General features: G+C 65.9%; 24 protein-coding genes. 8 read left to right on the top strand and 16 right to left on the bottom strand.

Translation table 11 applies throughout. The features are described 5' to 3' along the window. Positions 1–2 precede the first annotated feature (2 nt). The 10 genes from infB to RBT54_RS03845 all read right to left on the bottom strand — a co-directional run bounded on the left by infB (position 3) and on the right by RBT54_RS03845 (position 11202). Complete coding sequence (gene infB / locus RBT54_RS03890) at positions 3–2888, bottom strand: translation initiation factor IF-2 (RefSeq protein WP_320364299.1); 2886 nt, start codon at positions 2886–2888, stop codon at positions 3–5. 13 nt (positions 2889–2901) lie between these two features. After that, positions 2902–4377, bottom strand: coding sequence for a transcription termination factor NusA (gene nusA / locus RBT54_RS03885; protein ID WP_320364297.1), 1476 nt, complete (start codon positions 4375–4377; stop codon positions 2902–2904). Positions 4378–4404: 27 nt separating this feature from the next. After that, the gene (rimP, locus tag RBT54_RS03880) at positions 4405–4839 is read right to left on the bottom strand and encodes a ribosome maturation factor RimP (protein ID WP_320364295.1); all 435 of its coding nucleotides are present in this window, start codon (positions 4837–4839) and stop codon (positions 4405–4407) included. 351 nt (positions 4840–5190) lie between these two features. Continuing rightward, a complete protein-coding gene (gene rluB, locus RBT54_RS03875; RefSeq protein WP_320364293.1) occupies positions 5191–6360 on the bottom strand; it encodes a 23S rRNA pseudouridine(2605) synthase RluB in 1170 nt (389 codons plus the stop codon). Further along, positions 6308–6910: an SMC-Scp complex subunit ScpB gene (scpB, locus tag RBT54_RS03870; RefSeq protein WP_320364291.1), complete on the bottom strand. Its 603-nt coding sequence runs from the start codon at positions 6908–6910 to the stop codon at positions 6308–6310. Before scpB ends, rluB begins: the two co-directional genes overlap by 53 nt. Beyond that, positions 6888–7718 carry a ScpA family protein gene (locus RBT54_RS03865; protein WP_320364288.1) on the bottom strand — a complete coding sequence of 277 codons (831 nt, stop codon included), beginning with the start codon at positions 7716–7718 and terminating at the stop codon, positions 6888–6890. Before RBT54_RS03865 ends, scpB begins: the two co-directional genes overlap by 23 nt. A gap of 37 nt (positions 7719–7755) precedes the next feature. Next, entirely contained in the window at positions 7756–8958 is a 1203-nt protein-coding gene (locus RBT54_RS03860; RefSeq protein ID WP_320364286.1) for a tryptophan--tRNA ligase, read from the bottom strand. A 6-nt stretch (positions 8959–8964) separates the two neighbouring features. Further along, positions 8965–9624, bottom strand: a complete 660-nt coding sequence (locus tag RBT54_RS03855; protein ID WP_320364284.1) for a site-2 protease family protein — start codon at positions 9622–9624, stop codon at positions 8965–8967. A 27-nt stretch (positions 9625–9651) separates the two neighbouring features. After that, on the bottom strand, positions 9652–10275 hold the full coding sequence (locus RBT54_RS03850; protein WP_320364282.1) for an L-threonylcarbamoyladenylate synthase: 624 nt from the start codon (positions 10273–10275) through the stop codon (positions 9652–9654). Positions 10276–10317: 42 nt separating this feature from the next. Further along, entirely contained in the window at positions 10318–11202 is an 885-nt protein-coding gene (locus tag RBT54_RS03845; protein ID WP_320364280.1) for a 3',5'-nucleoside bisphosphate phosphatase, read from the bottom strand. A 216-nt stretch (positions 11203–11418) separates the two neighbouring features. On the opposite strand from RBT54_RS03845, the gene RBT54_RS03840 reads away from it, so the two are divergent. Continuing rightward, positions 11419–12063 (top strand): YitT family protein, encoded by a 645-nt coding sequence (locus RBT54_RS03840; RefSeq protein ID WP_320364279.1) that lies wholly within the window; start codon positions 11419–11421, stop codon positions 12061–12063. A 123-nt stretch (positions 12064–12186) separates the two neighbouring features. Here the strand turns inward: RBT54_RS03840 and ylqF are convergent, their stop codons facing one another. Beyond that, a complete protein-coding gene (gene ylqF / locus RBT54_RS03835; RefSeq protein ID WP_320364277.1) occupies positions 12187–13146 on the bottom strand; it encodes a ribosome biogenesis GTPase YlqF in 960 nt (319 codons plus the stop codon). 394 nt (positions 13147–13540) lie between these two features. Between ylqF and RBT54_RS03830 the strand changes: the two genes are divergently transcribed. The 4 genes from RBT54_RS03830 to RBT54_RS03815 all read left to right on the top strand — a co-directional run bounded on the left by RBT54_RS03830 (position 13541) and on the right by RBT54_RS03815 (position 19955). After that, entirely contained in the window at positions 13541–13750 is a 210-nt protein-coding gene (locus tag RBT54_RS03830; RefSeq protein WP_320364275.1) for a cold-shock protein, read from the top strand. A 154-nt stretch (positions 13751–13904) separates the two neighbouring features. Further along, on the top strand, positions 13905–15944 hold the full coding sequence (locus RBT54_RS03825) for a DEAD/DEAH box helicase (RefSeq protein WP_320364273.1): 2040 nt from the start codon (positions 13905–13907) through the stop codon (positions 15942–15944). A gap of 204 nt (positions 15945–16148) precedes the next feature. Continuing rightward, the gene (locus RBT54_RS03820; RefSeq protein ID WP_320364271.1) at positions 16149–19292 is read left to right on the top strand and encodes an EAL domain-containing protein; all 3144 of its coding nucleotides are present in this window, start codon (positions 16149–16151) and stop codon (positions 19290–19292) included. Positions 19293–19406: 114 nt separating this feature from the next. Continuing rightward, a complete protein-coding gene (locus tag RBT54_RS03815) occupies positions 19407–19955 on the top strand; it encodes an alpha/beta hydrolase (RefSeq protein WP_320364269.1) in 549 nt (182 codons plus the stop codon). A 102-nt stretch (positions 19956–20057) separates the two neighbouring features. Here RBT54_RS03815 and RBT54_RS03810 read toward each other — a convergent pair whose 3' ends face one another. From RBT54_RS03810 to RBT54_RS03800, 3 genes are read right to left on the bottom strand one after another with little or no spacing between them, the layout of a single operon-like run. Then, positions 20058–20606 carry a YaeQ family protein gene (locus tag RBT54_RS03810; RefSeq protein ID WP_320364267.1) on the bottom strand — a complete coding sequence of 183 codons (549 nt, stop codon included), beginning with the start codon at positions 20604–20606 and terminating at the stop codon, positions 20058–20060. Further along, positions 20606–21376: a hypothetical protein gene (locus tag RBT54_RS03805; protein ID WP_320364265.1), complete on the bottom strand. Its 771-nt coding sequence runs from the start codon at positions 21374–21376 to the stop codon at positions 20606–20608. Before RBT54_RS03805 ends, RBT54_RS03810 begins: the two co-directional genes overlap by 1 nt. Positions 21377–21386: 10 nt before the next feature. Next, the gene (locus RBT54_RS03800; RefSeq protein ID WP_320364475.1) at positions 21387–21896 is read right to left on the bottom strand and encodes an HAD domain-containing protein; all 510 of its coding nucleotides are present in this window, start codon (positions 21894–21896) and stop codon (positions 21387–21389) included. A 190-nt stretch (positions 21897–22086) separates the two neighbouring features. Here RBT54_RS03800 and fabI point away from each other — a divergent pair, with 190 nt between their 5' ends. The 3 genes from fabI to folE are packed head-to-tail and all read left to right on the top strand — an operon-like array spanning position 22087 to position 24177. Then, positions 22087–22866, top strand: a complete 780-nt coding sequence (gene fabI / locus RBT54_RS03795; protein ID WP_320364263.1) for an enoyl-ACP reductase FabI — start codon at positions 22087–22089, stop codon at positions 22864–22866. A gap of 14 nt (positions 22867–22880) precedes the next feature. After that, positions 22881–23477, top strand: a complete 597-nt coding sequence (locus RBT54_RS03790; protein ID WP_320364261.1) for a hypothetical protein — start codon at positions 22881–22883, stop codon at positions 23475–23477. A gap of 46 nt (positions 23478–23523) precedes the next feature. Beyond that, the gene (gene folE / locus RBT54_RS03785) at positions 23524–24177 is read left to right on the top strand and encodes a GTP cyclohydrolase I FolE (protein WP_320364259.1); all 654 of its coding nucleotides are present in this window, start codon (positions 23524–23526) and stop codon (positions 24175–24177) included. Between the two features lie 40 nt (positions 24178–24217). Here the strand turns inward: folE and RBT54_RS03780 are convergent, their stop codons facing one another. Together RBT54_RS03780 and RBT54_RS03775 are read right to left on the bottom strand one after the other, a co-directional pair. Then, positions 24218–24559, bottom strand: coding sequence for a DUF3301 domain-containing protein (locus tag RBT54_RS03780; RefSeq protein ID WP_320364474.1), 342 nt, complete (start codon positions 24557–24559; stop codon positions 24218–24220). 48 nt (positions 24560–24607) lie between these two features. Then, a complete protein-coding gene (locus tag RBT54_RS03775) occupies positions 24608–26188 on the bottom strand; it encodes an anion permease (RefSeq protein WP_320364257.1) in 1581 nt (526 codons plus the stop codon).

Genomic DNA, 26188 nt, shown 5'->3' with positions numbered 1-26188 from the left:
GCTTACAGGGTCCTCGCCACTTCCTTGATCTCGAAGACCTCGAGCTGATCGCCTTCGTGGATGTCATTGTAGTTGCGAAGCTGCAGGCCACATTCGTAGCCGAACTTGACTTCCTTGACGTCATCCTTGAAGCGCTTGAGCGACTCGAGCTCGCCAGTCCACAGCACGGTGTGGTTGCGCAGCAGGCGTACGTGCGAGTTGCGGCGCACGACGCCTTCGAGCACGTAGCAGCCCGCGATCGAGCCGACCCTGGAGATCGTGAACACCTGGCGAATCTCGACCAGACCGGTGACCTCCTCGCGCTTCTCCGGTGCAAGCATGCCCGACAGCGCGGCCCTCACCTCATCGACAGCGTCGTAGATGATGTTGTAGTAGCGGATATCGACGCCGAAGGTCTCGGCCAGCTTGCGCGCACCGGCATCGGCACGGGTGTTGAAGCCGATGATGACCGCACCCGAGGCCTGCGCCAGGTTGACGTCGGACTCGCTGATCGCGCCGACCGCGCCATGGATGACGTTGACGCGGACTTCGTCCGTGGAAAGCTTCTGCAGCGACTGCACCAGCGCTTCCTGCGAACCCTGCACGTCGGCCTTGATGATGAGCGGCAGGCTCTTGACCTCGCCCTCGGACATCTGGTCCATGAGCGTCTCGAGCTTGGCAGCCTGCTGCTTGGCGAGCTTGACGTCGCGGTACTTGCCCTGACGGAAGAGCGCGATCTCGCGCGCCTTCTTCTCGTCGGCGAGTGCGATCGCCTCGTCGCCCGCAGAGGGCACGTCGGACAGGCCGAGGATCTCGACCGGAATGGACGGACCGGCTTCGTCGATCTGCTTGCCGTTCTCGTCGAGCATCGCGCGGATACGACCGAAGGTGGCGCCGGCGAGCAGGACGTCGCCCTTCCTCAGCGTACCCGACAGCACCAGCAGCGACGCCACCGGACCACGCCCCTTGTCCAGGCGCGCTTCGATGATCAGGCCCTTGGCGGGCGTGTCCTTGGGCGCGGTGAGTTCGAGCACCTCGGCCTGAAGCAGCACGGCCTCGAGCAGTTCGTCGATGCCGGTCCCCTTCTTTGCCGACACCGGCACGAACATCGTGTCGCCACCGTAGGCCTCGGGAATCACCGACTCGGCGATCAGTTCCTGGGTGACGCGCTCGGCGTTGGCGTCGGGCTTGTCGATCTTGTTGATCGCCACCACCAACGGCACACCGGCTGCCTTGGCGTGGTGGATCGCTTCGCGCGTCTGCGGCATCACGCCGTCGTCGGCCGCGACCACCAGGATGACGATGTCGGTCGCCTTCGCACCGCGGGCACGCATCGCCGTGAAGGCCTCGTGACCCGGGGTATCGAGGAAGGTGATCATGCCGCGCGAGGTTTGCACGTGGTAGGCACCGATGTGCTGGGTGATGCCGCCGAATTCACCCGACGCAACCTTCGCGGTGCGGATGTAGTCGAGCAGCGAGGTCTTGCCGTGGTCGACGTGACCCATGACGGTGACCACCGGCGCGCGCGGCAGTACTTCGGCGTCCTTGTGCGCTTCGTTTTCCTCGAGGAAGGCGTCGGGATCGTCGAGCTTGGCCGCCAGTGCCACGTGCCCCATTTCCTCGACGATGATCATCGCGGTTTCCTGGTCGAGCACCTGGTTGATGGTGACCATCGTGCCCATCTTCATCAGGACCTTGATGACCTCGGTCGCCTTGACCGCCATCTTGTGGGCGAGATCGGCCACGGTGATGGTCTCGGGCACATGCACTTCACGCACGATCGGCTCGGCGGGCGCCTGGAAGGACGAGCGGTCGTCCTGCTGATGGTGACGACGACCGCCACCCTTGCCGGCACCGCGCCAGTTGCTGCCGGTGGTTGCACCGACCTCGCCACGCGTCTTCAGACCGCCACGGCGCTTGCCAGCGCCTTCAGCCTCGCGTGCAGGGGCAGGGGCCGTGCTGCGCTTGGCTTCGCGCGCGGCGGGCTTGTCCTCGGTCTTTGCCGGACGGTGCAGCGTACCGGTGGTCGGCTTGGCGACCTTCGCGGGCTCTTCCTTCTTCTGCTGCTCGGCACGCAGGCGTGCCTCTTCCTCGGCCTTGCGCGCATCCGCCGCAGCACGGGATGCTGCGTCGCGCTCCTGGCGAGCGCGCAGGTCGGCAGCCTGACGTTCCTTCAAGGCACGCTGGCGCTCATCGTCGCGCTTGCGCGCAGCGATCTCGCTCTCACCGAGAATCTCGGACAGCGGCCGCGGCTTGCTGAGCACGGTCGTCACCGTGGGCGCGGCAGGTGCCGCGCCGGCAGCGCGCCTGGCAGTCCGCGCAGCCTCGGGGGCAGCAGCCGGAGCCGGTTCGGACACAACGGGTTCGGGCACTGTGACCTCGGCCTTTGCGGGCTCGACGACAGCAGGCGCCTCGACCTCGACCGGAGCGACCTCGAGCGGTGACGTTTCGGCGACAGGCGCCTCCGCCACGGGCTCTTCAACCACAGGCTCTTCAAGCACGGGCGCCGCAGACACGGCTTCGTGCGCCAGCTCGATCGGCGCCGGTACGTCCTCGGCCGGAAGCTGCGCCTCAACGGCGGCGTCCGTCGCAACGACCGATTCGGCCACCTCATCGCGCTTGACGAAGGTTCGCTTCTTGCGCACCTCGACCTGCACCGTACGCGCACGTCCAGTCGAGTCTGTCGCACGAATCTCGCTCGTCTCCTTGCGCGTAAGGGTGATCTTGCCCTTCGGCTGGCTGTCGCCATGCGAGCGCCGCAGATACTCAAGCAGCCGCGCCTTGTCCTGTTCGGTGAGCAAGTCGGTGGGGCCGGATTTTTCGACACCCGCACGCTTCAACTGCTCGAGCAGCACCTCGGCCGGCATTTTCAGTTCGCCGGCAAACTGGGTCACGCTCATCTGTTCCATTACTGCCCTCCCATCATTCTTCGAACCAATGGGCGCGCGCAACGGAAATCAGCGCCTTGGCTCTTTCTTCGTCGATCCCGGCCATTTCGACCAGCTCGTCGACCGCAAGGTCAGCCAGATCGTCGCGGGTACGAATGCCCTGCTGGGCCAGTTTGGCGGCGAGGGACTTCTCCATGCCGTCCAGGTTGAGCAGGTCGTCGGAAACGTTCTCCAACTGCTCCTCGGTCACGATCGCTTCGGTCAGCAGCACGTTCCGCGCACGGTTGCGCAGTTCGTTGACCGTGTCCTCGTCGAAGGCGTCGATCTCCAGCATCTCGGTCAGCGGCACGTAGGCCACCTCCTCGAGCGAGGAGAAACCCTCGTCGATGAGAATGTCGGCGAGTTCCTCGTCCACATCCAGCTTTGCCATGAACAGGGCACGCAGGCCCTGCTGTTCCTGCGCAGTCTTCTCGGCCGACTCCTGCTCGCTCATCAGGTTGATCGTCCACCCGGTGAGCTCGGAGGCCAGCTTGACGTTCTGGCCATTCCGACCAATGGCGATGGCGAGGTTGTTCTCATCCACCACCACATCCATGGCATGCGCCTCCTCGTCCACGACGATGGAGACCACCTCGGCCGGTTGCAGCGCGGCAACCACGAACTGGGCGGGATCAGCGGACCACACGATGATGTCGATCTGCTCGCCACCGATCTCGTTACGCACCGCGGTGACGCGCGAACCGCGCAGGCCGACGCAGGTGCCGATCGGGTCGATGCGCTGGTCGTTGGACTTGACCGCGATCTTGGCGCGCAGGCCGGGATCGCGGGCGCAGGCCTTGAGCTCGAGCAGGCCGTCCTCGATCTCGGGGACCTCGAGCTCGAACAGCTTCATCAGGAATTCGGGGGCGGTGCGCGACAGCACGAGCTGCGGGCCACGCGCGCCACGGTCGATACGCAACAGGAAGGCCTTGACGCGGTCGCCGACGCGCAGGTTCTCGCGCGGAATCTGCTGATCGCGCGGCAGCACCGCTTCCATGCGGCCGACCTCGATGATCGCGCTACCACGCTCCATGCGCTTGATGGAGCCGGAGACGAGGAATTCCTTGCGCTCGAGGAAGTCGTTGAGCACCTGCTCGCGCTCGGCATCGCGGATCTTCTGCAGGATGACCTGCTTGGCGGCCTGGGCGCCGATGCGGCCAAAGTCGATCGGCTCGAGTTCCTCCTCGATGTAATCGCCGATCTGCACGTCCGCACGCAGCTCTCGGGCGTCGATGATGCCCATCTCGGCCTCATCGTTGGTAACTTCTTCGTCGAGCATCACCAGCCAGCGCCGCTTCGATGTGTAGTCACCGGTCTCGCGGTCGATCGACACGACCACGTCGGCGTCGTCGTGGATGCGCTTCTTGGTCGCAGAGGCCAAGGCGGTTTCGAGCGCGGAAAAAACGATGTCCTTGGCGACGTTCTTCTCGCGCGCCAACGCATCGACAAGCAGCAGAATTTCGCGGCTCATTTCAGTAAAACCTCCACATCCACAGTCTCAAAATTGGGGTACAAGGCGCGCCTTCTCGATGTCGCCAAAGGGCAGCAGCACTTCGCCCTTCTCGGTGCGCAGCGCCACCGCGCCGTCACGCACGCCCTCGATCACGCCCACGAAATTGCGTTGATTGCCGACCGGCAGCGACAGACGAAGCTGCGCCTGCTCGCCGGCAAAGCGTTCGAAATCGGCCAGCTTCTTGAGCGGACGGTCGAGACCGGGCGAGGACACCTCGAGACGGTCGTAATCGATGTTCTCGACCTCGAACACGCGCTGCAACTGGTTGCTCACCGTGGCACAGTCATCGACCATGATGCCGCGCTCGATGTCGAGAAACACGCGCAACAGCCGTCCCTTGGGGGAGAACTCGATATCCACGAGCTCGTATCCCAGACCTGTCACCACCTGCTCGATCAGTTGCTCGACATCCGCTCGCATGTACTCGACCTGCCCCTCAAACACTCGACGACCGGCGCCACATCGAGCGCCACAAATAAAAAATGGGCGAAACGCCCATCAAACAATTGTTCCTGCAGGAAACCCGCGCTGGCCACAACCGCATGACGGACAGGAATCGACACACCCGGCGCCTACCTGCCACCGATGTTTTCGGGGCGAGCACGACGCACGCAGTGCAGAAATCCATCCATCAAAGCCGCAAAAGTATAGCGCGAAAACCGCCGGCCGGGCAAACGCTTGCTGCAGGCAGGGCGTTCGCGCCAACGATGGCGGAAAACAGTCGTCAGGCCCGACGGCGCAACATCGCGCCACCACCGACACGACGGGCGATCAGCGCGGTTTGCTCCCGAAGCGTGGCTGGGTGCGATGCAGCTTGACCGGGCGCTTGGCACGCTCATCCTGTTCGCGGCTCTGTTGCGGCGGCGGCAGGCCGGCAAGCGCGCAGGCCTCGGCCTCGGGCATCTCCATCCACATGCCGCGTTTGAGGCGAGCAGGCAACTCGACGCTACCGTAGCGCACGCGCATCAGCCGGCTCACGGTGAGCCCCACGGACTCGAACATCCGCCGCACCTCGCGATTGCGCCCCTCGGAGATCGTCACCCGGTACCAGTGGTTAGCGCCCTCGCCGCCCTCGTCACGCAGCAGGTTGAACTTCGCCAGGCCATCCTCGAGCTGAATACCCTCGGTAAGCGACTTCACCTGCTCTTCGGTCAACTCGCCGAGGATACGCACCGCGTACTCACGCTCGAGTTCATAGCGCGGGTGCATCAGCTTGTTGGCCAGATCACCGTCATTGGTAAACAGGAGCAGCCCGGAGGTGTTGAAGTCCAGTCGCCCGACGGCCAGCCAGCGACCCTTGCGCAGCAGCGGCAGACGCTCGAACACGGTGGGCCGACCTTCCGGGTCGTCACGCGAGACGATCTCGCCCTCCGGCTTGTGGTAGATCAGCACGCGCGGCGAGCGCTGGGTGAAGCGCAGCGGGATCAGCTTGCCGTTGACCTTGACGCGATCGCCCGGGCCGATCTTCTGCCCGAGCGAAGCCGGCAGACCGTTGACCAGGATGCGCCCGGCCACCACCCATTCCTCGATCTCGCGCCGCGAGGCGACGCCAGCCTGGGCGAGCACCTTCTGCAGGCGCTCCGGTTCGGCAAGCGTGGTCGGCGCAGTGCGTCCTCCGTCCTGGGCGCGGCCGCGCGCAGGACGTTCGCCACGCTCGGCCTGGCCGGGCGCGGAACGGCGCGCGTCGGGGTGACGCGCCGCATCGCCCTCGACGCGCGGCCGGCGCGGTGCAGGCGCCACACCCGCGCCACGCGGCGCGCGGGGTGTGCGCGGCCCGCGCGCCTCGAGGTCGAGGTGGGCGTCCTTGCTGCTGGACTGGACATCCTCTTCGCGTGATGCGTCCGCTCCGCGGCGCTCGCGCGGGTCGCGGTCGAGGATCTCGATCGCGTCAGACTTCTTCTTCAGGGGCGGGCGCAGCGGCCGGTTCGGTTTGGGAGGCATCAACTAGGTCCATGATTTTTTCGATTTCGGTGAGCGCTGGCAACTCGGTCAGGCTGCGCAGCCCCATTTCATCGAGGAAGCGCCGGGTGGTGGCGAACAAGGCCGGCCGCCCGGGGGTGTCACGGTGGCCGACGACGTCGACCCAACCGCGTGATTCCAATGCTTTCAGTATGTTAGGCGAAACCACCACGCCGCGGATATCCTCAATGTCACCGCGGGTGACGGGCTGGCGATAAGCGATGATCGCCAGCGTTTCCATGACCGCACGCGAGTAGCGAGGCGGTTTTTCTTCCTTCAGTCGGTCCAGATAGACCTGGTATTCGGGCCGGGTCTGAAAACGCCAGCCGCTCGCAAGCTGCACCAGCTCCGCGCCGCGGCCCGCAGCAGCCCACTCGGCACGCAAGGCATCGAGAAGGCGGCGAACCAGATCCGGTCCCGGGTCCTCGTCGAACAGCTTGCGCAGCTCCGATACCGGCAGCGGCGAAGGTGTGGCGAGCAGTGCCGCTTCGACGATGCGCAGGTAAGCCTCAGGCGTCGTTGCTGGTTCCATCTGCCAGTTTCACGTAGATCGGCGCAAAGGCCTCGTTCTGGGTCACTTCGACCAGTTTTTCCTTCACCAGCTCGAGCACGGCGAGAAAGCTCACCACCAGGCCCGAGGCACCGAGCTTCACGTCGAACAGCGCGTCGAACATCACGAAGCTGCCGTCACCAAGCTTGCGCAGGATCGCAGTCATGTGCTCGCGCACCGAAAGCTGCTCGCGTCCCACACGATGATTCTGGTTGAGCCGCGCCTTCTTCATGATGCGCAGCCACGCAAGCTGCAGGTCGTGCAGACTCACTTCGGGCAGGCGTTCGACAACCTTCTCGGCGACGAACACACCCACCCATTCAAAATCGCGCTCAACGCGCGGCAGGCCGTCGAGTCGGGCGGCGGCGAGCTTCATCTGCTCGTATTCGAGCAGCCGGCGCACCAGCTCGGCGCGTGGATCTTCTTCTTCGGCATGCTCGCGCGGTGGCCGCGGCAGCAACATGCGCGACTTGATCTCGAGCAGCATCGCGGCCATCAGCAGATAGTCGGCGGCCAGCTCGAGATGTGTCTCACGCATTGCCTCGACATACACGAGATACTGCGCGGTCAGCGGTGCCATCGGGATGTCGAGCACATCGAGGTTGGCCTTGCGGATCAGGTACAGGAGCAGATCCAGCGGCCCCTCGAAGGCTTCGAGGATCACCTGCAGCGCATCGGGCGGAATATACAGGTCTTTGGGCAGTTCGAGCAGGGGCTCGCCATAGATGCGCGCGAGCACATCCAGCGGCACGGTCGCGTCGACCGGCGCCAGATCCAGCGGCATGTTCATCGCGCCCCCCGCCCTTCCATCCCGCTCGAGGCGGAACTCAACCGTAGTCGAGGCCCATGGCCTCGCGCACGTCACGCATGGTTTCCTGCGCCATCTTGCGCGCACGCTCGCAGCCGTCGGCCATGATGCTGCGCACCAGCGTCGGGTCGTCGAGGTAGGGCTGGGCGCGCTCGTGCAGTCCTTCCTGCTCCCCGAGGATTGATTCGAGCAGTGGCTGCTTGCACTCGAGGCAACCGATGCCGGCGCTGCGACAGCCTTTCTGCACCCAGTCGAGCGTGCTCTCGTCCGAATAGATCGCATGCAGTTGCCACACCGGACAGCGCTCGGGCTCGCCCGGGTCGGTGCGGCGCATGCGCGCAGGGTCGGTCTGCATGGTGCGGACCTTGCGCGTGACGCTGTCGGCATCCTCGCGCAGGTTGATGGTGTTGCCGTAGGACTTGGACATCTTCTGTCCGTCCAGCCCAGGCATGCGCGCGGCCGGCGTCAGCAGGGCCTCGGGCTCGACGAGGATCATCTTGCCGCTACCCTCGAGGTAACCGTACAGGCGCTCGCGGTCGCCGAGCGACAGGTTCTGCGTCTCGTCGAGCAGCGCCTTGGCCTGCTCGAGCGCATCCTCGTCACCCTCCTGCTGGAAGCGGGTACGCAGCTCGTGGTACATGCGCGCACGCCTGGCACCGAGCTTGCGCACGGCATCCTTCGCCTTGTCCTCGAAACCGGGCTCGCGACCGTAAAGGTGATTGAAGCGGCGCGCGATCTCGCGCGTGATCTCGACGTGCGGCACCTGATCTTCGCCAACCGGCACCTGGTTGGCACGGTAGATCAGGATGTCGGCCGACTGCAGCAGCGGGTAACCGAGGAAGCCGTAGGTGGAGAGATCGCGCCCCTCGATCTTCTCCTGCTGCTCCTTCCAGGTCGGCACGCGCTCGAGCCAGCCGAGCGGCGTCATCATCGACAGCAGCAGGTGGAGTTCGGCGTGCTCGGGCACATGGGACTGGATGAAGAGCGTCGACTGCGCCGGATCGATGCCTGCGGCGAGCCAGTCGACGAGCATCTCCCAGACGTTGTTCTCGATGACCTCGGGGGTGTCGTAGTGGGTGGTCAGCGCGTGCCAGTCGGCGACGAAGAACAGACAGGGATACTCTTCCTGCAGCCTGACCCAGTTCTTGAGGACGCCGTGGTAATGGCCGAGATGGAGCCGGCCACTGGGGCGCATGCCGGATAGGACGCGTTCTGCGTACATGGGGACTCAGAAACCGAAAACGGTGGAAAGCAGGTAGCGGAAGCCGACGATCAGCGGCCACAGGATCTCGCCGAGGATGCCGGTGAACAACAAAACCAGCAGGATCGGGAAACCGAAGGGTTCGAGGCGGGCAAATTGCCAGGCGAGTCGGTCGGGCAGCAGGCTGACGGCGATGCGCCCGCCGTCGAGCGGGGGAATGGGCAACAGGTTGAGCACCATCAGCACTGCGTTGATCTGGATGCCGGCATCGGCCATCTTGAGCATGGGAATGCTGTAGGCGCCCGGCTCGCTCCTGGCCGCAATCGTGAACAGGATCGCCCAGCCCACGGCCATCAGCAGATTGACGAAGGGCCCCGCGGCCGCCACCCACAGCATGTCGGCCTTGGGATTGCGCAGGCGGCCGAAATTGACCGGAACCGGCTTGGCCCAGCCGAACAGGATGCCGCTGCCGCCCGCGAGCGAACTGAGCGCGAGAATGCCCGCGGGCACGAGGATGGTTCCCACCGGGTCGATGTGGCGCAGCGGATTGAGCGTGATACGCCCGGCAAGGTCGGCCGTCGGATCGCCGAAGTGGCGCGCCACGTAGCCGTGGGCGGCCTCATGCAGGGTGATGGCCAGTAGCACCGGGAGCGCCCAGATGGCCAGGGTTGGGATCAGCGAATCCATCTAAGGCTCGGTTTCAAAGCGCGAATATTACAGGCCGAAGGGCTCGAGCGGGCCGCGGCCGGCGCGCACCAGCGCGGGCGCGCCCGAGGTGAGATCGATGACCGTGGTCGCCTCGGGGCCGCAATAGCCGGCCTCGATGACGAGGTCAACCACCTTGCCGAGGCGGTCGCGGATCTCGTCCGCATCGGTCATCGGCAAGTCCTCGCCCGGCAGGATCAGGGTCGCGCTCAGCAACGGGCCATCGAGTTCGGCGAGCAAAGCCGACACCACCGCATGCTCGGGCACACGCAGACCGATGGTCTTGCGCTTGGGGTGCAACACCCGGCGCGGGAGTTCCTTGGTACCCTCGAGAATGAAGGTGTAGGGACCCGGCGTGGTCGCCTTGAGCAGACGATACTGGGTGTTGTCGACGCGGGCGTAGGTGCCGATTTCGGAGAGGTCGCGGCACAGCAGCGTGAAGTGATGGCGATCATCGACCCCGCGAATGCGGCGCACGCGCTCGAGCAGCGCAGCATCCCCGACCTGGCAGGCGAGCGCGTAGGCGGAATCGGTCGGCAGCGCGACCACACCCCCGGCACGGATGATCTCGGCCGCCTGGCGGATCAGTCGTGCCTGCGGTTGCTCGGGGTGAAGCGAGAAGAATTGGGCCATGTGAGTACGGTTCTGGTGACGGTTCGCGCGTGTGGCGGCCCTTCAGCCGCCCAGCGGAGCAGACGGAAGCAGCCGCGCCCAAACCGGATCGAGGTCGGGCGGCAGCGGGTTGCAGCGGCCGAGGTCGACCGGACTTTCGTTTTCGCCGTGGAAATCGGACGCGCGCGATGCCAGCAGGCCGCGTTGGCGCGCCAAGGTGGCGAAGCGACGCATCTCGTCTTCGCTGTGCGCACCCGACACGACCTCGACCGCCTCCCCGCCCGCGGCAACGAAGCGATCGAACAGACGCGTCATGTCGGCAGCGGACAGCCGATAGCGCGCCGGATGTGCGACCACTGCGATCCCGGCTGCAGCGCGGATCCAGCCGACCGCATCCTCGAGCGCAGCCCATTCGTGTTCGACGAAGCCGGGCTTGCCGCGCACGAGGTAGTGATCGAAGACCGTCCTGACGTCGGGCATGACCCCGCTCGCCACCAGATGGCGGGCGAAGTGGGCACGGCTGACGAGCGCGGGATTGCGTGCGAAACGCCGGGCACCCGCAAGCGCCCCCCGGATCCCAACCTTCTCCAGCGCATCGCTCATCAACCGCGCGCGCGCATCGCGGCCGCTGCGCACCTGCGCCAGGCCTTCGAGCAAAACCGGGTGGCGGTGATCGATACCCAGCCCGACGATGTGGATGGTCTCGCCGGCGAACGTGACCGAAATCTCGACGCCCGCAACGAAACCGAGCCCATGCGCCTGTGCCACTCGTGCGGCCGCGTCGATGCCGCCGACTTCATCGTGATCGGTCAGCGCAAGCAATTCGACACCGTTCGCGAGCGCACGCAAGACCACCGCCTCGGGCTCCAGCCAGCCGTCCGAGACGGTGGAATGGCAGTGCAGATCGGCGTTGATGGCGCGCAGCCTGTCGGCTGACGGGACGGTCATGGGTTTCCTGTCGGAAATGGATTGGCATCAATGATAGCAAACGCGCCGTCGCTTCGCCGTCCGCCGCTCGGCACGGGCCCGAATCAATGCAGGTGCACCAGCGCAAATCCTGAGCGCGCGCGCCGAACACGCTGCTCCGCGCCGCTCGATCGACCTCGACCGCTTGCCGCAGCAAGGAACCTTTATCATTGCGCCGATCGCTTACGCAGCACGCCAATGCCCACATCGCCACCCGTCGCCGAAACCGCACGCCCGCTTCTGCCCCAGGGCCGTCCGCACACGCCCTTCGAGGACGTCCAGGGCATCTTCACTGGTTGCCTGTTCGCAGCCCTCGCGCTGGTGATGTTCCGTGAAAGCACCCTTCTCACCGGCGGCACCACGGGGCTGGCCTTCCTCATCCACTACCTCGGCGGCTGGCCACTCGGCGCCATCCTGTTCCTGCTCAACCTGCCCTTCTACGTCTTCGGGCTGCGCACCCTGGGGCGGACATTCACGATCAAGACCTTCTGCGCAGTCGCCGTGTTGAGTCTGCAGACCGAGTTCCTGCCCGCCCTGGTGAGCTTCGATCGACTCGATCCGGTGTTTGCCGCGGTGATGGCGGGCCTGCTGGCGGGCACCGGCATCCTGATCCTGATCCGTCATGGCGCCAGCCTCGGCGGGGTGACGATCCTCGCGCTCTACCTGCAGAAGCGCCGTGGCTGGCGTGCGGGCTGGGTACAGATGGCGATCGACTGCGTGATCCTGTCGCTCGGCTTGTTCGTGCTGTCGGCAGACAAGGTCGCGCTGTCGGTGCTCGGTGCCGCGGCTTTGAACTTCGTGATCGCGGTCAATCACCGCCCGGACCGCTACTTCGGCATCTGAAACGTGGCTGCGCCGGCATCCACGCGCGTTGACGCGCTGGCGCCAGGCGCCCGGATGCGGCGTTACCCCGCCTTCAAGCGCTGAGGCGGCGCGTGCGGCCGCTTCGCGAACGGCACAGGACGTTCAGTCGCTGCCGTCCGCAGCGCTCTCGCCTGCTGATCCATCCGCCGCATCGACCCCATCCGTGCTCGCGGCTGCCTGAGCCGCCGCGTCCCGCGCAGCGGCGATCACCTGCGCGCGCGTGTCAGGCGTTTCCAGGCTGATGCGACCGAGCGCGCCATCGCGGTAATCCTGCAGCAGGATCTGCGCAGCCTTCTCTAGATCGAGCCCGCCACCCTTTATCAGACATCCGCGTCGGCGCCCGACCGCCTCGACCAGATCGGGGCCATCCATCGCCCCGAGGGCCGTCGCATCCAGGCGGTAACGCGCGACGAGCTGCGCCGGGTAGCGCGCGATCAGGATCTCGCCGAGAAAGGCCGCAACCTCCTCGTCGATCACCGCGTTGCGACCGATCGCATGGCTGGCGGCGAGCATGTAGCCGTCGGCGTCGTAGTCGATCTTCGGCCACATCATGCCCGGGGTGTCGGTCAGCGTCATGCCCGGCCCGAGGTCGATGGTCTGCTGGTGCTTGGTCACCGCCGGCTCGTCGCCGACCTTGGCCACCTTGCGCTTGAGCAGCGCATTCATCAGCGTCGATTTGCCGACGTTGGGGATGCCCATGATCATCATGCGCAGCGGCTTGACGCCGTCGTCCCGGTGCGGGGCGAGCTGGCTGCAGAGCGCAGGAATGCGCGCGACCTCGGCCGCACTCTTGGCCGAGATCGCCACCGCCTTCACCCCGGGCTGGCGGTTATAGAAATCCATCCACATGCGCGTGACGGCCGGATCGGCCAGATCCGACTTATTGAGCAGCTTGAGACAAGGCCGGTTACGAAAGCGGCGCAGCTCACCGATCATCGGATTGCTGCTGGCCTCGGGCAGGCGCGCGTCGGTGACCTCGATGACGACGTCGGTGGACGCCATCGCCTCGGCCGCCTTCTTGCGCGCCGAGGCCATGTGTCCGGGAAACCACTGGATGGGCATGGAAAAAAACCTGATGGAACGTTCGAGGCCCGGATTATCCCACCAGATGCCGGCCAGCCGGGACTTGTGCGGCGAATGCTTTCACGCCCCCCATCGCCACCCGGAATCCAGGCCGACACAGCGTTTCCGCGCCAAGAACCGACTCTTTTCTCGAGATATCTCGACTCTCCACGCCCATACCGTCGCCTTTTTTATGCGAATCGTGAAATAAGTCTACGCATGCCCAAAAAAGCGTGTATCGTGCGCCTCGCAGTCGATTCAAGCAGTGGTTGTTCTGGTGGTTGCCCGCGTGTTCCAAGAGAATGCGTGTCGGTTTGATGCCTCCTGATTACGTTTCTTGATCGTTCCTGCATTTCCGGGGCGCAAGCCCGTAATTCTTCATATGGAACGCAAAATGAGCACTCAAACCGGTACCGTGAAATGGTTCAACGACGCCAAGGGCTTCGGCTTCATCACCCCTGAAGGCGGCGGCGACGACCTGTTCGCCCACTTCTCGGAAATCCAGAGCAAGGGTTTCAAGAGCCTGGCCGAAAACCAGCGCGTGGAATTCGAAGTCAAGACCGGCCCGAAAGGCCTGCAGGCGGCCAACATCCGCCCGATCTGATCGATCCGACGTCGCTGACGTCCTTCGATTTATCCGAAACGCGGCCTTGCGCCGCGTTTTTGCTTTTGTGGCGCCGTATCCGTACGGCCGGAATCACCGATAATCGCCACTTCGCAGCCTCGCTGCACATCGCCGCGCCTGCGGCCAGAACATCATGACCGACTCCGCTGCCCCCGACGCCCCCCGCCCCGACTCCGCCAGTGCGGATGCCTCCGCCCCGGAAGCCACCCTGCGCTTCGCCGATCTCAACCTGCCCGCGCCGTTGCTGTCCGCGCTCGCCGAAGTCGGCTACGAGACGCCCTCGCCCATCCAGGCCGCCTGCATCCCGCAACTGCTCGCCGGGCACGACATCCTCGGCGAGGCACAAACCGGCACCGGCAAGACCGCCGCGTTCGCGCTACCGATGCTGGCGCGCATCGACCTCGCCGACACCCGACCGCAGGTGCTGGTGCTCACCCCCACTCGCGAACTCGCGATCCAGGTCGCCGAAGCCTTCGCCAAGTACGCTCACCACCTGAAGAACTTTCATGTGCTGCCGATCTACGGCGGCCAGAGCATGGTGATACAGCTTCGCCAGTTGTCGCGCGGCGCCCAGATCATCGTCGGCACCCCGGGGCGGGTCATGGACCACCTCGAGCGCGAGAGCCTCAAGCTCGACGCGCTCAAGGCCATCGTGCTCGATGAGGCCGACGAGATGCTGCGCATGGGCTTCATCGACGACGTCGAATGGATCCTCGAGCACACGCCACCCGAGCGCCAGACCGCGCTGTTCTCGGCGACCATGCCGAATGTGATCCGTGACGTCGCCCGCCGCCACCTGCGCAATCCACAGGAAATCAAGATTCGCGCCGCCACCTCGACCGTGGCCAAGATCAGCCAGCGCTACTGGCTGGTGCGCGGCGTCGACAAGCTCGACGCACTCACCCGCATCCTCGACGCCGAAGAGACCTTCGATGCGGCCCTCGTCTTCGTGCGCACGAAGATCGCCACCGAGGAGCTCGCCGACAAGCTGGCTGCGCGCGGCTATGCGGTCGCCGCACTCAATGGCGACATGACCCAGGGCTTGCGCGAGCGCGTGATCGAGCAACTCAAGAACGGGGCGCTCGACATCGTCATCGCCACCGACGTCGCCGCGCGCGGGATCGACGTGCCGCGGGTGTCGCACGTGATCAACTACGACATCCCTTACGACACCGAAGCCTACGTGCACCGCATCGGCCGCACCGGCCGCGCCGGCCGCGAAGGCGTCGCGATCCTGTTCGTCGCCCCGCGCGAAACACGCATGCTCAAGATGATCGAGCGCGCCACCCGCCAACCGATCACGCCGATTGCGCTGCCCAGCAGCGAGGAAGTCACCAACCTGCGCGTGGCGCAGTTCAAGCGCCAGGTGGTGGACGCGATCGGTGGCGAGGACCTTGGCTTCTTCATGGGCATCGTGAACGACCTCGTCGAAGAAAACGAACTCGACATCCACGAAGTCGCCGCTGCACTGACCCTGCTCGCCCAGCGCGAGCGCCCGCTGCAGATCGAGCAATCGGGGCGCGGCTGGGAGATCGCCACCACTGCCCCGGGCGAAGGCCGCGCGCCGCGCGCCGAGCACTTCACCACCGGCGCACCGCGCGAACACACCCAGCGCCCGAACCGCGATGAGATCCTCGCCCGTCGTCGCGCTTTCTCCGATGGCGCCCTGGTGCGCTACCGCATCGAGGTCGGCCGCGCCCATGGCGCCAGCCCGAAGGAGATCGTCGGTGCAATCGCCAACGAGGGTGGCATCGAAGGCAAGTACATCGGCCAGATCCACCTCTTCGACGACTTCTCGACGGTGGAGCTGCCCGCCAACCTGCCCGACGATCTGCTGAGCACGCTCAAGCGCACCCGGGTGCGCCAGATGCCGCTGAACATCCGTGCACTCAGCGCCGCCGAGGCCGCTGCGACCCCTGAACGCCGCCGTCCGCCGCGTGACGACGCCTACCGGGCACCTGCAGGTGACGACCGTCCGCGCAAGCCATTCGACCCTGAGCGCAAGCCCCGTCCGGAAGGCGGCTACCCTGCCAAGGGAAGGCCACGCGATGCAGGCGAAGGCGCACCACGCCGTCCCGCCCCGCCGGGCGCCGACGGCCCGCGCCGGTCTTTCGACAAGCCCGCGAAGCCCTACGACAGCGCCCGCAAGCCCTTCAAGCGCCGCGACGGCTGAAGCTAACCGGCGCGCGGCGTGATGTTCTGCGCAGACGCCGCGTGCCCGGTTGCCTAAGATCAGCACATTCGCAACCGACCTGCAGCCGATGTCAGACCTTCCCTTCCTGCCCGCGCTTCGACTTTGCTTGCCGCAGGGGATTTCGAGCCCGTCTGCACGCACACCGAGTGAAGCGGGACGGTGGTCCCTACCGGCACGCCACCCTTGAAACACCTGCTCCGTGCCCTGCTGGCCGCACTCGTACTCATCACAGGGCTGCCCGGCCACGCCCAGCCGCCCGTCACGCTGGGTGTGTTCGCGCTCCGTCCCGAGCCGCTGGTCCAGGCGATGTGGCAGCCGTTCGCCGATTACCTCGGCGCCGGCCTTGGACATGAGGTCCGCCTGCGCGTCCTCGACGCCGCCGCCATGCAGGCGGCGATCGCACGCAACGAACTCGACCTCGTTCTCACCAACCCCACCCACCTCGTCGAGCTACGCACCCTGAGCCCGCTCTCGGGCGCGATCGCGACCCAGCTCGACCTTCAAGCCGGTCGGGCGGTGAGCCAGTTCGGCGGGGTCATCCTGGTGCGCCGGGACACCCCCGGTCTTTACGACATCACCGATCTGCGCGGCAAGCGCGTCGCCACGACGCACGCCAACTTCCTCGGCACCTTCCCGGCACAGGCCCTGGAACTGAAGCACGCCGGCGTCGACCCGGAATCGCTGCAACTCAAGCATATCGGCCAGGATCAGGACAGCGTGGTCGACGCGCTGCTGAGCGGAGCGGTGGATGCGGCATTCGTGCGCACCGGCCTTCTCGAACAACTCGGCCACGAGGGCCGCGACCTGTCGATGCTGAGCGTGCTCAACCGCCAGACCACGCCCGACTACCCTTACCAGCGCTCCACCCGCCTCTACCCGGAATGGCCGCTCGTCGCGCTCGCTCACGCCGACGAGGGCATCGTGCGCAAGGTCGCCGCGCTCGTGCTGGCGCTGCCGGAAGACCATCCCGCTGCCCGCGCGGCCCGAATCGCCGGCTTCACCATCCCCGCCGACTATTCGGTGGTCGAGCAACTCATGCGCGAACTGCGGCTGCCCCCCTTCGATCAGGTCGCGCCGGTGACGTGGCGCGATGTGTGGGCGCAATACCATGAGTGGATCTTCGCACTCGCGCTCGCTTTGAGCGCGATCGTACTGCTGCTCGCGCGGCTCGTGCAGCGCAACCTGCAACTCGCGCGCGCGGGTGCAGTGGAACGCCGGCTGGCCGAGCAGATCAACCTCGAGCGCCACCACCTGCGCAACGTCGTCGAGGCCACCCAGGCTGGAAGCTGGGAATGGAACCTCGCCACCGACGAATGGATCTTCGACCGACGCTGGGCAGCGATGCTCGGCTTCGACGATGCGCCGGCGCGGGGGCAGGAGCGCTCTGCCTGGCGCGCCTTGGTGCATCCGGATGACTTGAACGCGGTCGACGCGGAAATGGCGCGGCTTGTCGCCGGCGCATCACCCTGCTTCGAGCACGACCTGCGCCTGCGCCACCGCGACGGGCACTGGGTCTGGGTTCACGACCGCGCGATCGTGGTCCGTCAGGCACCGGACGGTAGCGCGCTGCTGCTCAAGGGCGCACAGATCGACATCAGCCGCCGCAAGCTGACCGAGGAAAAGCTCTGCCTGGCCGCAAGCGTGTTCTCGTCCAGCTACGAGGCGATCCTCATCACTGACGCCAATAACCGCATCGTCGACGTCAACCCCGCGTTCACCCGCATCACCGGCTACAGCCGCGAAGAGAGCATCGGCCGCGACCCGAGCCTGCTCAGTTCGGGCCGGCAGGGCGCAGCCTTTTACAGCGCGATGTGGGAGACCCTGGAGCAGAACGATTACTGGCAGGGCGAACTCTGGAACCGCCGCAAGGACGGCAACGAATTCGCCGAGGTCCTGTCCATAAGCCGCGTTCGTGACGGTGAAGGCAAGCTGCTGCACCACGTGGCCACGTTCTCGGACATCAGCCGGCTCAAGCGCCAGGAAGAAGAACTCAACCGCATCGCCTACTTCGACCCGCTCACCGGCGCCCCCAACCGTCGGCTGCTCGACGACCGCCTGCGCCAGGCGATCGCGCACGCCAGACGCACCGGCAAACCGCTGGCGGTGTGCGTGATCGACCTCGACGGCTTCAAGCCGGTCAACGATCGTTACGGACACAAGGCCGGGGACGACATGCTGATCGGGATCGTCGATCGACTCAACGCGATCCTGCGCGCAAGCGACACCGTCGCCCGCCTGGGCGGCGACGAGTTCGTGCTGCTGCTGGAAGACGCCGACGGCAACGCGGTGCTCGAGCGCGTGCTGGAGGCCATCGGCGAGCCGCTGCGCATCGGGAATGCGCTGATCAGCGTGTCGGCGAGCATCGGCGTGACCCGCTTCCCTGAAGACAACGCCGACCCCGAAACGCTGCTACGCCATGCCGACCAGGCGATGTACCGTGCCAAGCAGCGTGGTCGCAACTGCATCCAGTATTTCGACACCAGCGTCGAGGAGGAGCAGCGCCTGCGCAAGCTGCGCCGGCAGCGCCTCGAAGACGCCCTGCGCAAGCGCGAATTCGTGCTGCACTTCCAGCCGCAGGTGAACATGCGCACCGGTCGCGTGATCGGCATCGAAGCGCTGATCCGCTGGCAGCATCCAGAGCAGGGCCTGCTGCCGCCCGCACGCTTCCTGCCCGACATCGCGGGAACGGAGTTCGAGACCACGCTCGACGAGTGGGTGATCGACGCCGCGCTCGCGCAACTGGTCGAGTGCCGCGCACAGGGAATGGACATCGGTGTGAGCGTCAACATCGGCGCGCGCATGCTGCTCACGCCGGGATTCGTCAGCGGCATCCGCAGCGCGCTGGCGCGCCACCCCGGCATCCCGGCCGACAAGCTCGAACTGGAGATCCTCGAATCCTCGGCGCTCGACGACATCGTGCTCGCCACCGAGGTACTCCACGCCTGCCGCCGACTCGGCGTGCGCATTGCACTCGACGACTTCGGCACCGGATATGCGTCCCTGCGCCACTACCGGCAGTTGCCGGTGGATCAGCTCAAGATCGATCGCAGCTTCGTGGTCGACATGCTCAAGGACAAGGAGGCGCGCGCGATCGTGGATGCGGTCGTGCACCTGGCACGAACCTTCGAACGCAAGGTCATCGCTGAGGGGGTCGAAACCCCGGCTCACGCCGCCGCGTTGATCGAACTCGGCTGCGAGCTCGGCCAGGGATTCGGCATCGCCCGCCCGATGCCGGGTCCGCATCTGATCCCGTGGTTCTCATGGCAGTCGTTGCCCGATGAGGACACCGCCATGCCACCGGCAGACGTCACGTCGTGCAATGCCTGACCCCGGCCGGATCCGGCCCTCAGCCTGCACAAGCCCCTCAAGCCATGAAGCTCGAACGAAACCTCATCGGGTTTCACGCTGCGCGGCGGGCACAGCCCGCCGAGCGGATGAGCGATGATCCACTTCATGCACGGCAACGGCTATTGCGGACTCGCCTACGCGCCGCTGCTGCGCCGCCTCGCGGCCGATTTCGACCTGTTCATCCCTGAGGCCGAGGGCCATGGCGACAGCAACCATGGCGGGCGCTTTCATGGCTGGAACAGGACGGCCGAGTTCGCACTCGAGGCCTGGCATGCACACGCCAACCTGCACGGACGCGGCATGTTCCGCGGCTGGCGCGAGGATGCGTTCCAGGCCTACATCGACCACGCCCTGCGAGACGTTCCCGGTGGCGGCGTCGAGCTCAAGTGCCGGCCGACGCGCGAGGCGGAAATTTTCGGCTCCTACCCGCGCCGACTATGGGCAGCCCTCGGGCGCATCGCGCAACCGTCGCTGGTACTGCGCGGGCTTGACTGCTTCCCGTTCGCCGCACGCGCGATCCAGCACGGGGCAGCGATGCGCCCGGGCGTGGAATGCCGAGTGCTGCCGGGCGGGCACTGCTTCATGCAGGAAAATCCCGAAGCCAGCGCCGGGAAAATCCGCGCTTTTCTGCTGGCGAAGTGAGACTGCGACCACCGGGCACCGCCTGCGCAAAGCCGCATGCGGTGCCCGGTGGTCAGGTGCTTGCGTATCCGTACCGGACGCAGAGCTCGCGCCCGGCCCACCTCAGGGCCAGTCGCGCCCGAGGAGCCGCTTCGGTTCCAGCGCCACGGTGTCGCGGCTGTTGCCGACCCACACATGGCCATCCTGGATGGTGAACTGCAGTCGCATCGTGCGCTCGGCCATGCGGGCGAGCTCCGCGGTGGACTCGCGCCCGAGTTCGAACACGCGCAGATTGTCGTGGCGCTCGAGCTTGCTGCGCACCCCGTTCCACCACACGTCGAGCGCACGGCCGTATGTGATCACAACGACCTCGCGGGCGCGACCACAGGCCTTGCGGGTCCATTTGTCGTCGGGCTGGCCCACGTCGATCCAGCGTTCGATGGTGCCGGTGAGATCCCGCTGCCACAGATCCGGCTCGTCATCCACACACAAGCCCTTTGCGAACGCCAGCGCCGGATCGGCGAACAGCGCGAAAGCCAGCAGGCGCACCATCATGCGCTCGTCGGTCTCGGACGGATGGCGGGCGAGGGTCAGACTGTAATCCGCATAGTGGTGCCGGTCCATGTCGGCAACCTGGATCTCTGCCTTGAAAATGGTGGCCTTGAGCGCCATCAGTGGATCTGCGCCGGGCCGCGGTTGGCCTGCTGCCAGGCGAGCACCGCGCGCGCCGCATGCGCCATTACCAGATCGCGCTGCGCAGACGGGAGTTCGCGAGCCAGTGCCCCGAACAGGGCCTGGGTCGCCTCCTGGGCGACGCCCTCGGACGCGAGCCCATCGGCGAGGCAACGGATCTGGACGAAGGCGAGCGCGTCGGCAACCAGGCGCCAGCCGGCCACCGGCATCTCACGCGTCAGCGCAAGCAACTGACTGCCGAGCAGCCCTGCCAGGCGCAGAGCCTCGTCGCGGCTTTCGGTCACGATCGACGAGTGCCACAACGCAAGATGCAGGCCGCGGCGTAGTTCGACCTTGAAATCGATGGCGTTCTCCTCGGCTGCGCCGATCGCCTCGAAGTGACGCAGGAAGCGTGCCTCCTGGGCTTCATCGAGGCTGGTGCGCATGACGCCGACCAGTTCGCTCAGGCCCGGGATGGCCACCAGCCCGAAGGCCTGGCTCCACACCACGCCCCATTGATCCATGCCGGTCAGCAGCAACGCGAAACGCAAGGCGCGGGCCTCGCCATCGTCGGCGGCAGCAGCCCACTGCGACAGATCCGAACGCAGCGCCTGCACGCCTTTGTGGCGCACGCTCTCGCTTTCGGCAACGCTGAGGCGAAACACACGTGCAAACGCTTCCTGCGCGAGGCGGGCTGCCTGGCGCTGGGTATCGGCATCGACGAGTGCGGCGAGCCGGTCGGGCGGCAGAATGAATTCAGGTGCGTTCATCGAGGACGGGTCAGGCGATGTTGCGTGCCCACAGCGAGGTCACGACGGGTTCGTTCGGTCTGGAGATGCCGGCACGCATGCCCAGCAGCATGCGGCGCAGCGCATCGGCGTCCTCCACCGTGAAACCGCGCTTGAAATCGGTGAGGACCAGCCGCGAGCGCGACAGCCAGTTGCCCGGCGCATCATCAATCGCACACCAGGGCGTCTCGGCGGGGTGTGCCTCGTGCTGCGCGAGCCACAGCATCGCCTCGCGTTCGCGCAAACCATGCAGCTCGGCACCGGTTTTGGGCAGCATGTGCGGCGTGGCACCGGCGATCTGCGGGCGGACATCCTCGGAGAACCGGGCCACGAGTTTCTGCATCGAAAAAAGCATGCGCCAGTCCGAAGCGATGACGATCCGCGCTTCGGGAAACTCCCGCACCACCGCTTCGATGTTCGGCAGGCAGCGGAAGTCCTCGACCTCACCCCAGGGATGGGTGACGCCGTCGAAGTCCATGAAGATGTATGCGGTGCGTGTCATATTCCACTCGGCCCCGGACAAAGTTCCGGAGCGGTTTCCAAAAATGCTGCAATGCGCAATATACTCGAAACCGAAGTGTTCTGACGCGTACCGGATTTCACGACCGACCCAATTCGTGTCATCCGGCCAGCGTCCAATACCAATCTGTTGCCATGCAGCAACAAACACTCGATCCCAAAAGGAACCCAGCATGAGCCCCATCATCAGCCTCGAAGGCAAGGTCGGTCTGATCACCGGCATCGCGAACGAAAAGTCCATCTCCACTGGCGTCGCCGAAGCCTGCGCCCAGGCCGGCGCCAAGATCATCATCACCTACCAGAACGAGAAGACCCGCGCCTTCATCGAGCCGATCATCCAGCGCCTCGGCGTCAAGGACGTCTTCCTGCTCGACGTCACCCAACCCGAGACCATGGACGCCGCGTTTGCCGAAATCGAGTCCCGCCACGGCAAACTGGACTTCGCCATCCACAGCATGGCCTTCGCCAAGCGCGACGACCTGCACGGCCGCGTCGTCGACACCTCGGCCGATGGCTTCGCGCTGGCGATGGACGTGTCCACGCACTCCTTCGTGCGTCTGGCGAAGAAGGCCGAGCCCCTGCTCGTGAAGGCCGGCGGTGGTTCGCTGATCACCATGACCTACCTTGGCTCTGAAAAAGTCATCCCCCACTACGGCGTGATGGGCCTGTGCAAGGCTGCGCTCGAGGCCGCCACCCGCTACCTGGCGGCAGAGCTCGGCGAGAAGGGCATTCGCGTCAACGCGGTCTCCCCCGGCCCGCTGATGACCCGCGCCGCCTCTGGCATTGCCGGCTTTGACGGCCTGATGGCCGCCGCGGTCGAGCGTTCGCCGATGCACGCGCTGGTCACCCCGGAGGATATCGGTGCGCTGACCGCCTTCCTGGTGTCGGATGCGGGGCGCCTGATCACGGGCGGGGTGCATTTCGTCGACGCCGGTTATAACATCATGGCGTAAACGGCGGAGGCGTCATGTTCGACCTGGCGATGGCACGTGAGGCAATTGGGCGGCAGGCGATCCTGCTGCCGGATCCGGTACCATCCCATCCGCTGCTGGATGGCAAACCCGAGATCGGACGTGGCGAATACTCCGTCGTGATCGACAAGGGCGATGGCGAGCGGGTCTACAAGATCGTCAGCTCGCCCGCCGACTACTTCCTCTACACCGCCGAAGACCGCCCGCGCGGCGTGCACTTCCCGATCATCCATGCCGATCACGGCATCATCGGGCGCGCAGCGTCGGGTTACCCGCTCCACCTGATCGAGATGGAGCGACTCTATCCGCTGGACGACGACTCAGCGGCTGCGGAACTCGCCAAGCGCCTGATCGAGTTCTACTGGTCGGCGTGTCAGCAGTGGAGTCGCCTTGGCGCCGACATGGGCCGGATCGCGCTGTACCACATGACCGTCAACCCGCTCGCGATCAACCAGAGTCTGCAGCAGGCCCTCAAGGCGTTGTCCGATTTCGTCGAGGACTACCAGGTCCTGCCGGACATCCTCAACGCCAACAACCTGATGATGCGCAAGGACGGCACCCTGGTGTTTTCCGACCCCGTGTTCATCGCCTGAAGCGGGTGCGCGTATCATCGGGAACGTCATCGCAGAGGCTGCAGGCATGAACACACCCCACGACGCGCATCCAGACCACGAACATCACCCCTCGCCGCGGCCGGCATCGGTGGGCATTCCACGCATTGGCGATTTCGACGCCGAGGCCTTCGAACGCGCCGTCAGCGACTTGCTGCGCGCCTGCGGCATCGCGCCGGACAACGCGCACACCGGTCGCACCGCGCAGCGCGTGCGCGAGCTTTGGCAGCACCGATTACTGGGCGGCTACGAGCGCGATCCCGCCGACGTGCTTGGCGAGGGATTCGAGGATGCGCGCCGTGACATGGTCGTTGTGCGCGGCATCGCCGTGCACGGTGTGTGCCCGCATCACCTCGTGCCCTTTCGCGGCGTCGCGCATGTCGCCTACCTGCCCGGCGGAAGACTTCACGGCTTCGGCCGCATTGCCCGCCTGGTCGACGTGATCGGCCATCGCTTCACGTATCAGGAATGGATGACCCGCGACATCGCCGATGCGCTGATGGTGCATGGCAAGGCCGCCGGCGCGGCCTGCGTCATCGAGGCCGAGCAGCTCTGCCTGCTGCTGGGTGAGGACCGGCGGGGTGACGAGCGGGTGGTGACGCAAGCCTTCGCGGGCGCGTTCGAACATTCAGCACAAGCCCGCAACGAGTTCCTGCGTGCCATCGAAGGCCGGCGCGACTGAACAGCGCCCAGGCTTCGTGCCGCTCCACCCATAACGCGCCTCAGTGCAGGTTCACCACCACGGCGCGATGCGCCAGTCGGTGTGCACTCACGTCCACCAACACCACCTCGCGCCCCTCCAGCACCACCGAGCCGGCATAACGGTCGTCGCCACTCACCGAGTATTCGAACTCGAACGCGCGCCGCAGTACCACGTGCCCGCGTTCGTCGCGCGCCAGTCGCACGCCGTGGCCGACCACGGTCTCATCGAGAAACTGCACCGCCTCGCGCAGGCAGGCACGACGCGCAGCCTCCACCCCGGCCTCCCGCGCCTTGAGGCTGTCGAACCAGAACCACACCAGCGCACCCAGCAGCAGGACGACCAGCAGCTCGGCCAGCATCATGACCGCTGTACCGGCAGGAAGGAGCACGCAACCGTCAGCACGCGGGGGTCAGGGCAGCATCATGCCGCGAATGGTGTAGAAGAGAATCGCCGCCATCAGCGCCGACGCCGGCACGGTAATGACCCAGGCGGCCGCGATGCGCATCAACTGGGAACGCTTGACCAGCTCACGCCGATAGACCTTCTTCAGATCCTTGCGCTCGCCCTTGGAGAAGTTCGCCGGGTCCTCCGACTTTTTCGAGCGCTCCTTGAGATCCTGCAGCATGCGCCCCTTTTCCTCGACCGAAGCCTTATCGAAGCGCTGGATGAAGGCCTCGATCGCTGCCAGGTCGCCCTCGGGGTGGTGGGCCTTGATTTCGGCCACCATGCGGTCGTAGTTGCTCTTGAGATATTCACGCAGGAAACCCACACCGAAAACGCCGCCCACCGCGATGTGGGTGGAGCTCACCGGCAGGCCGAACTGGCTGGCGACGATCACGGTGAATGTCGCAGCCATCGCGATGCAGTAGGCACGCATCTGGTCGAGTTCGGTGATCTCGGAGCCGACCGTGCGGATGACCTTGGGGCCGAACAGCGCCAGCCCCAGCGCGATGCCGATCGCGCCCACCATCATCACCCAGGTCGGGATGGTCGCGGCCTTATGCACCACGCCGCCCGACGTCACCACATCGACGATGGCGGCCAAGGGTCCCACCGCGTTGGCCACGTCGTTCGAACCGTGCGCGAAACTGAGCAGCGCTGCAGCGAAGATCAGCGGCACGGTAAACAGCTTGTTCACACTTTGCTTGGTGTTGGCGACGATCCCTTCACGACTCGAAAGCATCCTGCGCACCATCACGAACACCAGCACGCCGATGATCATCCCGTACAGCACCGCAGCCCCGAAGCCCACCTTCCAGACCTTGCTCAGACCCTTGACCAACAGATAGGTCGCGAACGTCCACGCCATCAGGCCCACCAGCAAGGGCACCATGCGCCGCGCGGCCTCGGCCATATCCACCTGGTAGGTGATGCTGCGCTTGACCAGGTAAAGAAAAGCTGCGGCGATCAGGCCGCCAAGCACTGGCGAGATCACCCAGCTCGCAGCGATGCCGCCCATCGTGGCCCAGTCTACGATCGACGGCCCTGCAGCGGCCATGCCGGCCCCGAGCACCGCGCCGACGATGGAGTGCGTCGTCGACACCGGCGCGCCCACCGCGGTGGCCAGGTTCAACCACATGGCGCCCGCGAGCAACGCCGCCAGCATGATCCACACGAAGGTGTCCGAATCACCGATGAGGTCGGGATTGATGATGCCGCTACGGATGGTGCCCACCACTTCACCGCCGGCGATCAGCGCGCCTGCGGCTTCGAAAACCGCCGCGATCACGAGCGCACCGGCAAGCGTCAGAGCCTTGGAGCCGACCGCCGGACCGACGTTGTTGGCGACGTCGTTGGCACCGATGTTCATCGCCATGTAGCCGCCGATCATGGCTGCCATCACCAGCGTCAGGCTGCCTTCGCCAGTGCCGTTGAGCGCCGCATAGAACATGACGCCGACGATGAAGATCACGCCCACGCCGAGGCGGAAGACTTCACCTCGGCCGCTATGCGCCGCGCGCTCGATATCGCTGATGTGCTGCAGGTCCAC

Source organism: Thauera sp. (assembly GCF_034003485.1).
Classification (GTDB): Bacteria; Pseudomonadota; Gammaproteobacteria; order Burkholderiales; family Rhodocyclaceae; genus Thauera.
The sequence above is the reverse complement of the archived record's forward strand: the minus strand, read 5'-3'. Positions and strand labels throughout refer to the sequence as shown.

Coding starts and splice junctions, on each gene's coding strand:
- infB (WP_320364299.1), bottom strand. CDS start 2,888: ATGGAACAGATGAGCGTGACCCAGTTTGCCGGCGAACTGAAAATGCCG.
- nusA (WP_320364297.1), bottom strand. CDS start 4,377: ATGAGCCGCGAAATTCTGCTGCTTGTCGATGCGTTGGCGCGCGAGAAG.
- rimP (WP_320364295.1), bottom strand. CDS start 4,839: ATGCGAGCGGATGTCGAGCAACTGATCGAGCAGGTGGTGACAGGTCTG.
- rluB (WP_320364293.1), bottom strand. CDS start 6,360: ATGCCTCCCAAACCGAACCGGCCGCTGCGCCCGCCCCTGAAGAAGAAG.
- scpB (WP_320364291.1), bottom strand. CDS start 6,910: ATGGAACCAGCAACGACGCCTGAGGCTTACCTGCGCATCGTCGAAGCG.
- RBT54_RS03865 (WP_320364288.1), bottom strand. CDS start 7,718: ATGAACATGCCGCTGGATCTGGCGCCGGTCGACGCGACCGTGCCGCTG.
- RBT54_RS03860 (WP_320364286.1), bottom strand. CDS start 8,958: ATGTACGCAGAACGCGTCCTATCCGGCATGCGCCCCAGTGGCCGGCTC.
- RBT54_RS03855 (WP_320364284.1), bottom strand. CDS start 9,624: ATGGATTCGCTGATCCCAACCCTGGCCATCTGGGCGCTCCCGGTGCTA.
- RBT54_RS03850 (WP_320364282.1), bottom strand. CDS start 10,275: ATGGCCCAATTCTTCTCGCTTCACCCCGAGCAACCGCAGGCACGACTG.
- RBT54_RS03845 (WP_320364280.1), bottom strand. CDS start 11,202: ATGACCGTCCCGTCAGCCGACAGGCTGCGCGCCATCAACGCCGATCTG.
- RBT54_RS03840 (WP_320364279.1), top strand. CDS start 11,419: ATGCCCACATCGCCACCCGTCGCCGAAACCGCACGCCCGCTTCTGCCC.
- ylqF (WP_320364277.1), bottom strand. CDS start 13,146: ATGCCCATCCAGTGGTTTCCCGGACACATGGCCTCGGCGCGCAAGAAG.
- RBT54_RS03830 (WP_320364275.1), top strand. CDS start 13,541: ATGAGCACTCAAACCGGTACCGTGAAATGGTTCAACGACGCCAAGGGC.
- RBT54_RS03825 (WP_320364273.1), top strand. CDS start 13,905: ATGACCGACTCCGCTGCCCCCGACGCCCCCCGCCCCGACTCCGCCAGT.
- RBT54_RS03815 (WP_320364269.1), top strand. CDS start 19,407: ATGATCCACTTCATGCACGGCAACGGCTATTGCGGACTCGCCTACGCG.
- RBT54_RS03810 (WP_320364267.1), bottom strand. CDS start 20,606: ATGGCGCTCAAGGCCACCATTTTCAAGGCAGAGATCCAGGTTGCCGAC.
- RBT54_RS03805 (WP_320364265.1), bottom strand. CDS start 21,376: ATGAACGCACCTGAATTCATTCTGCCGCCCGACCGGCTCGCCGCACTC.
- RBT54_RS03800 (WP_320364475.1), bottom strand. CDS start 21,896: ATGACACGCACCGCATACATCTTCATGGACTTCGACGGCGTCACCCAT.
- fabI (WP_320364263.1), top strand. CDS start 22,087: ATGAGCCCCATCATCAGCCTCGAAGGCAAGGTCGGTCTGATCACCGGC.
- RBT54_RS03790 (WP_320364261.1), top strand. CDS start 22,881: ATGTTCGACCTGGCGATGGCACGTGAGGCAATTGGGCGGCAGGCGATC.
- folE (WP_320364259.1), top strand. CDS start 23,524: ATGAACACACCCCACGACGCGCATCCAGACCACGAACATCACCCCTCG.
- RBT54_RS03780 (WP_320364474.1), bottom strand. CDS start 24,559: ATGATGCTGGCCGAGCTGCTGGTCGTCCTGCTGCTGGGTGCGCTGGTG.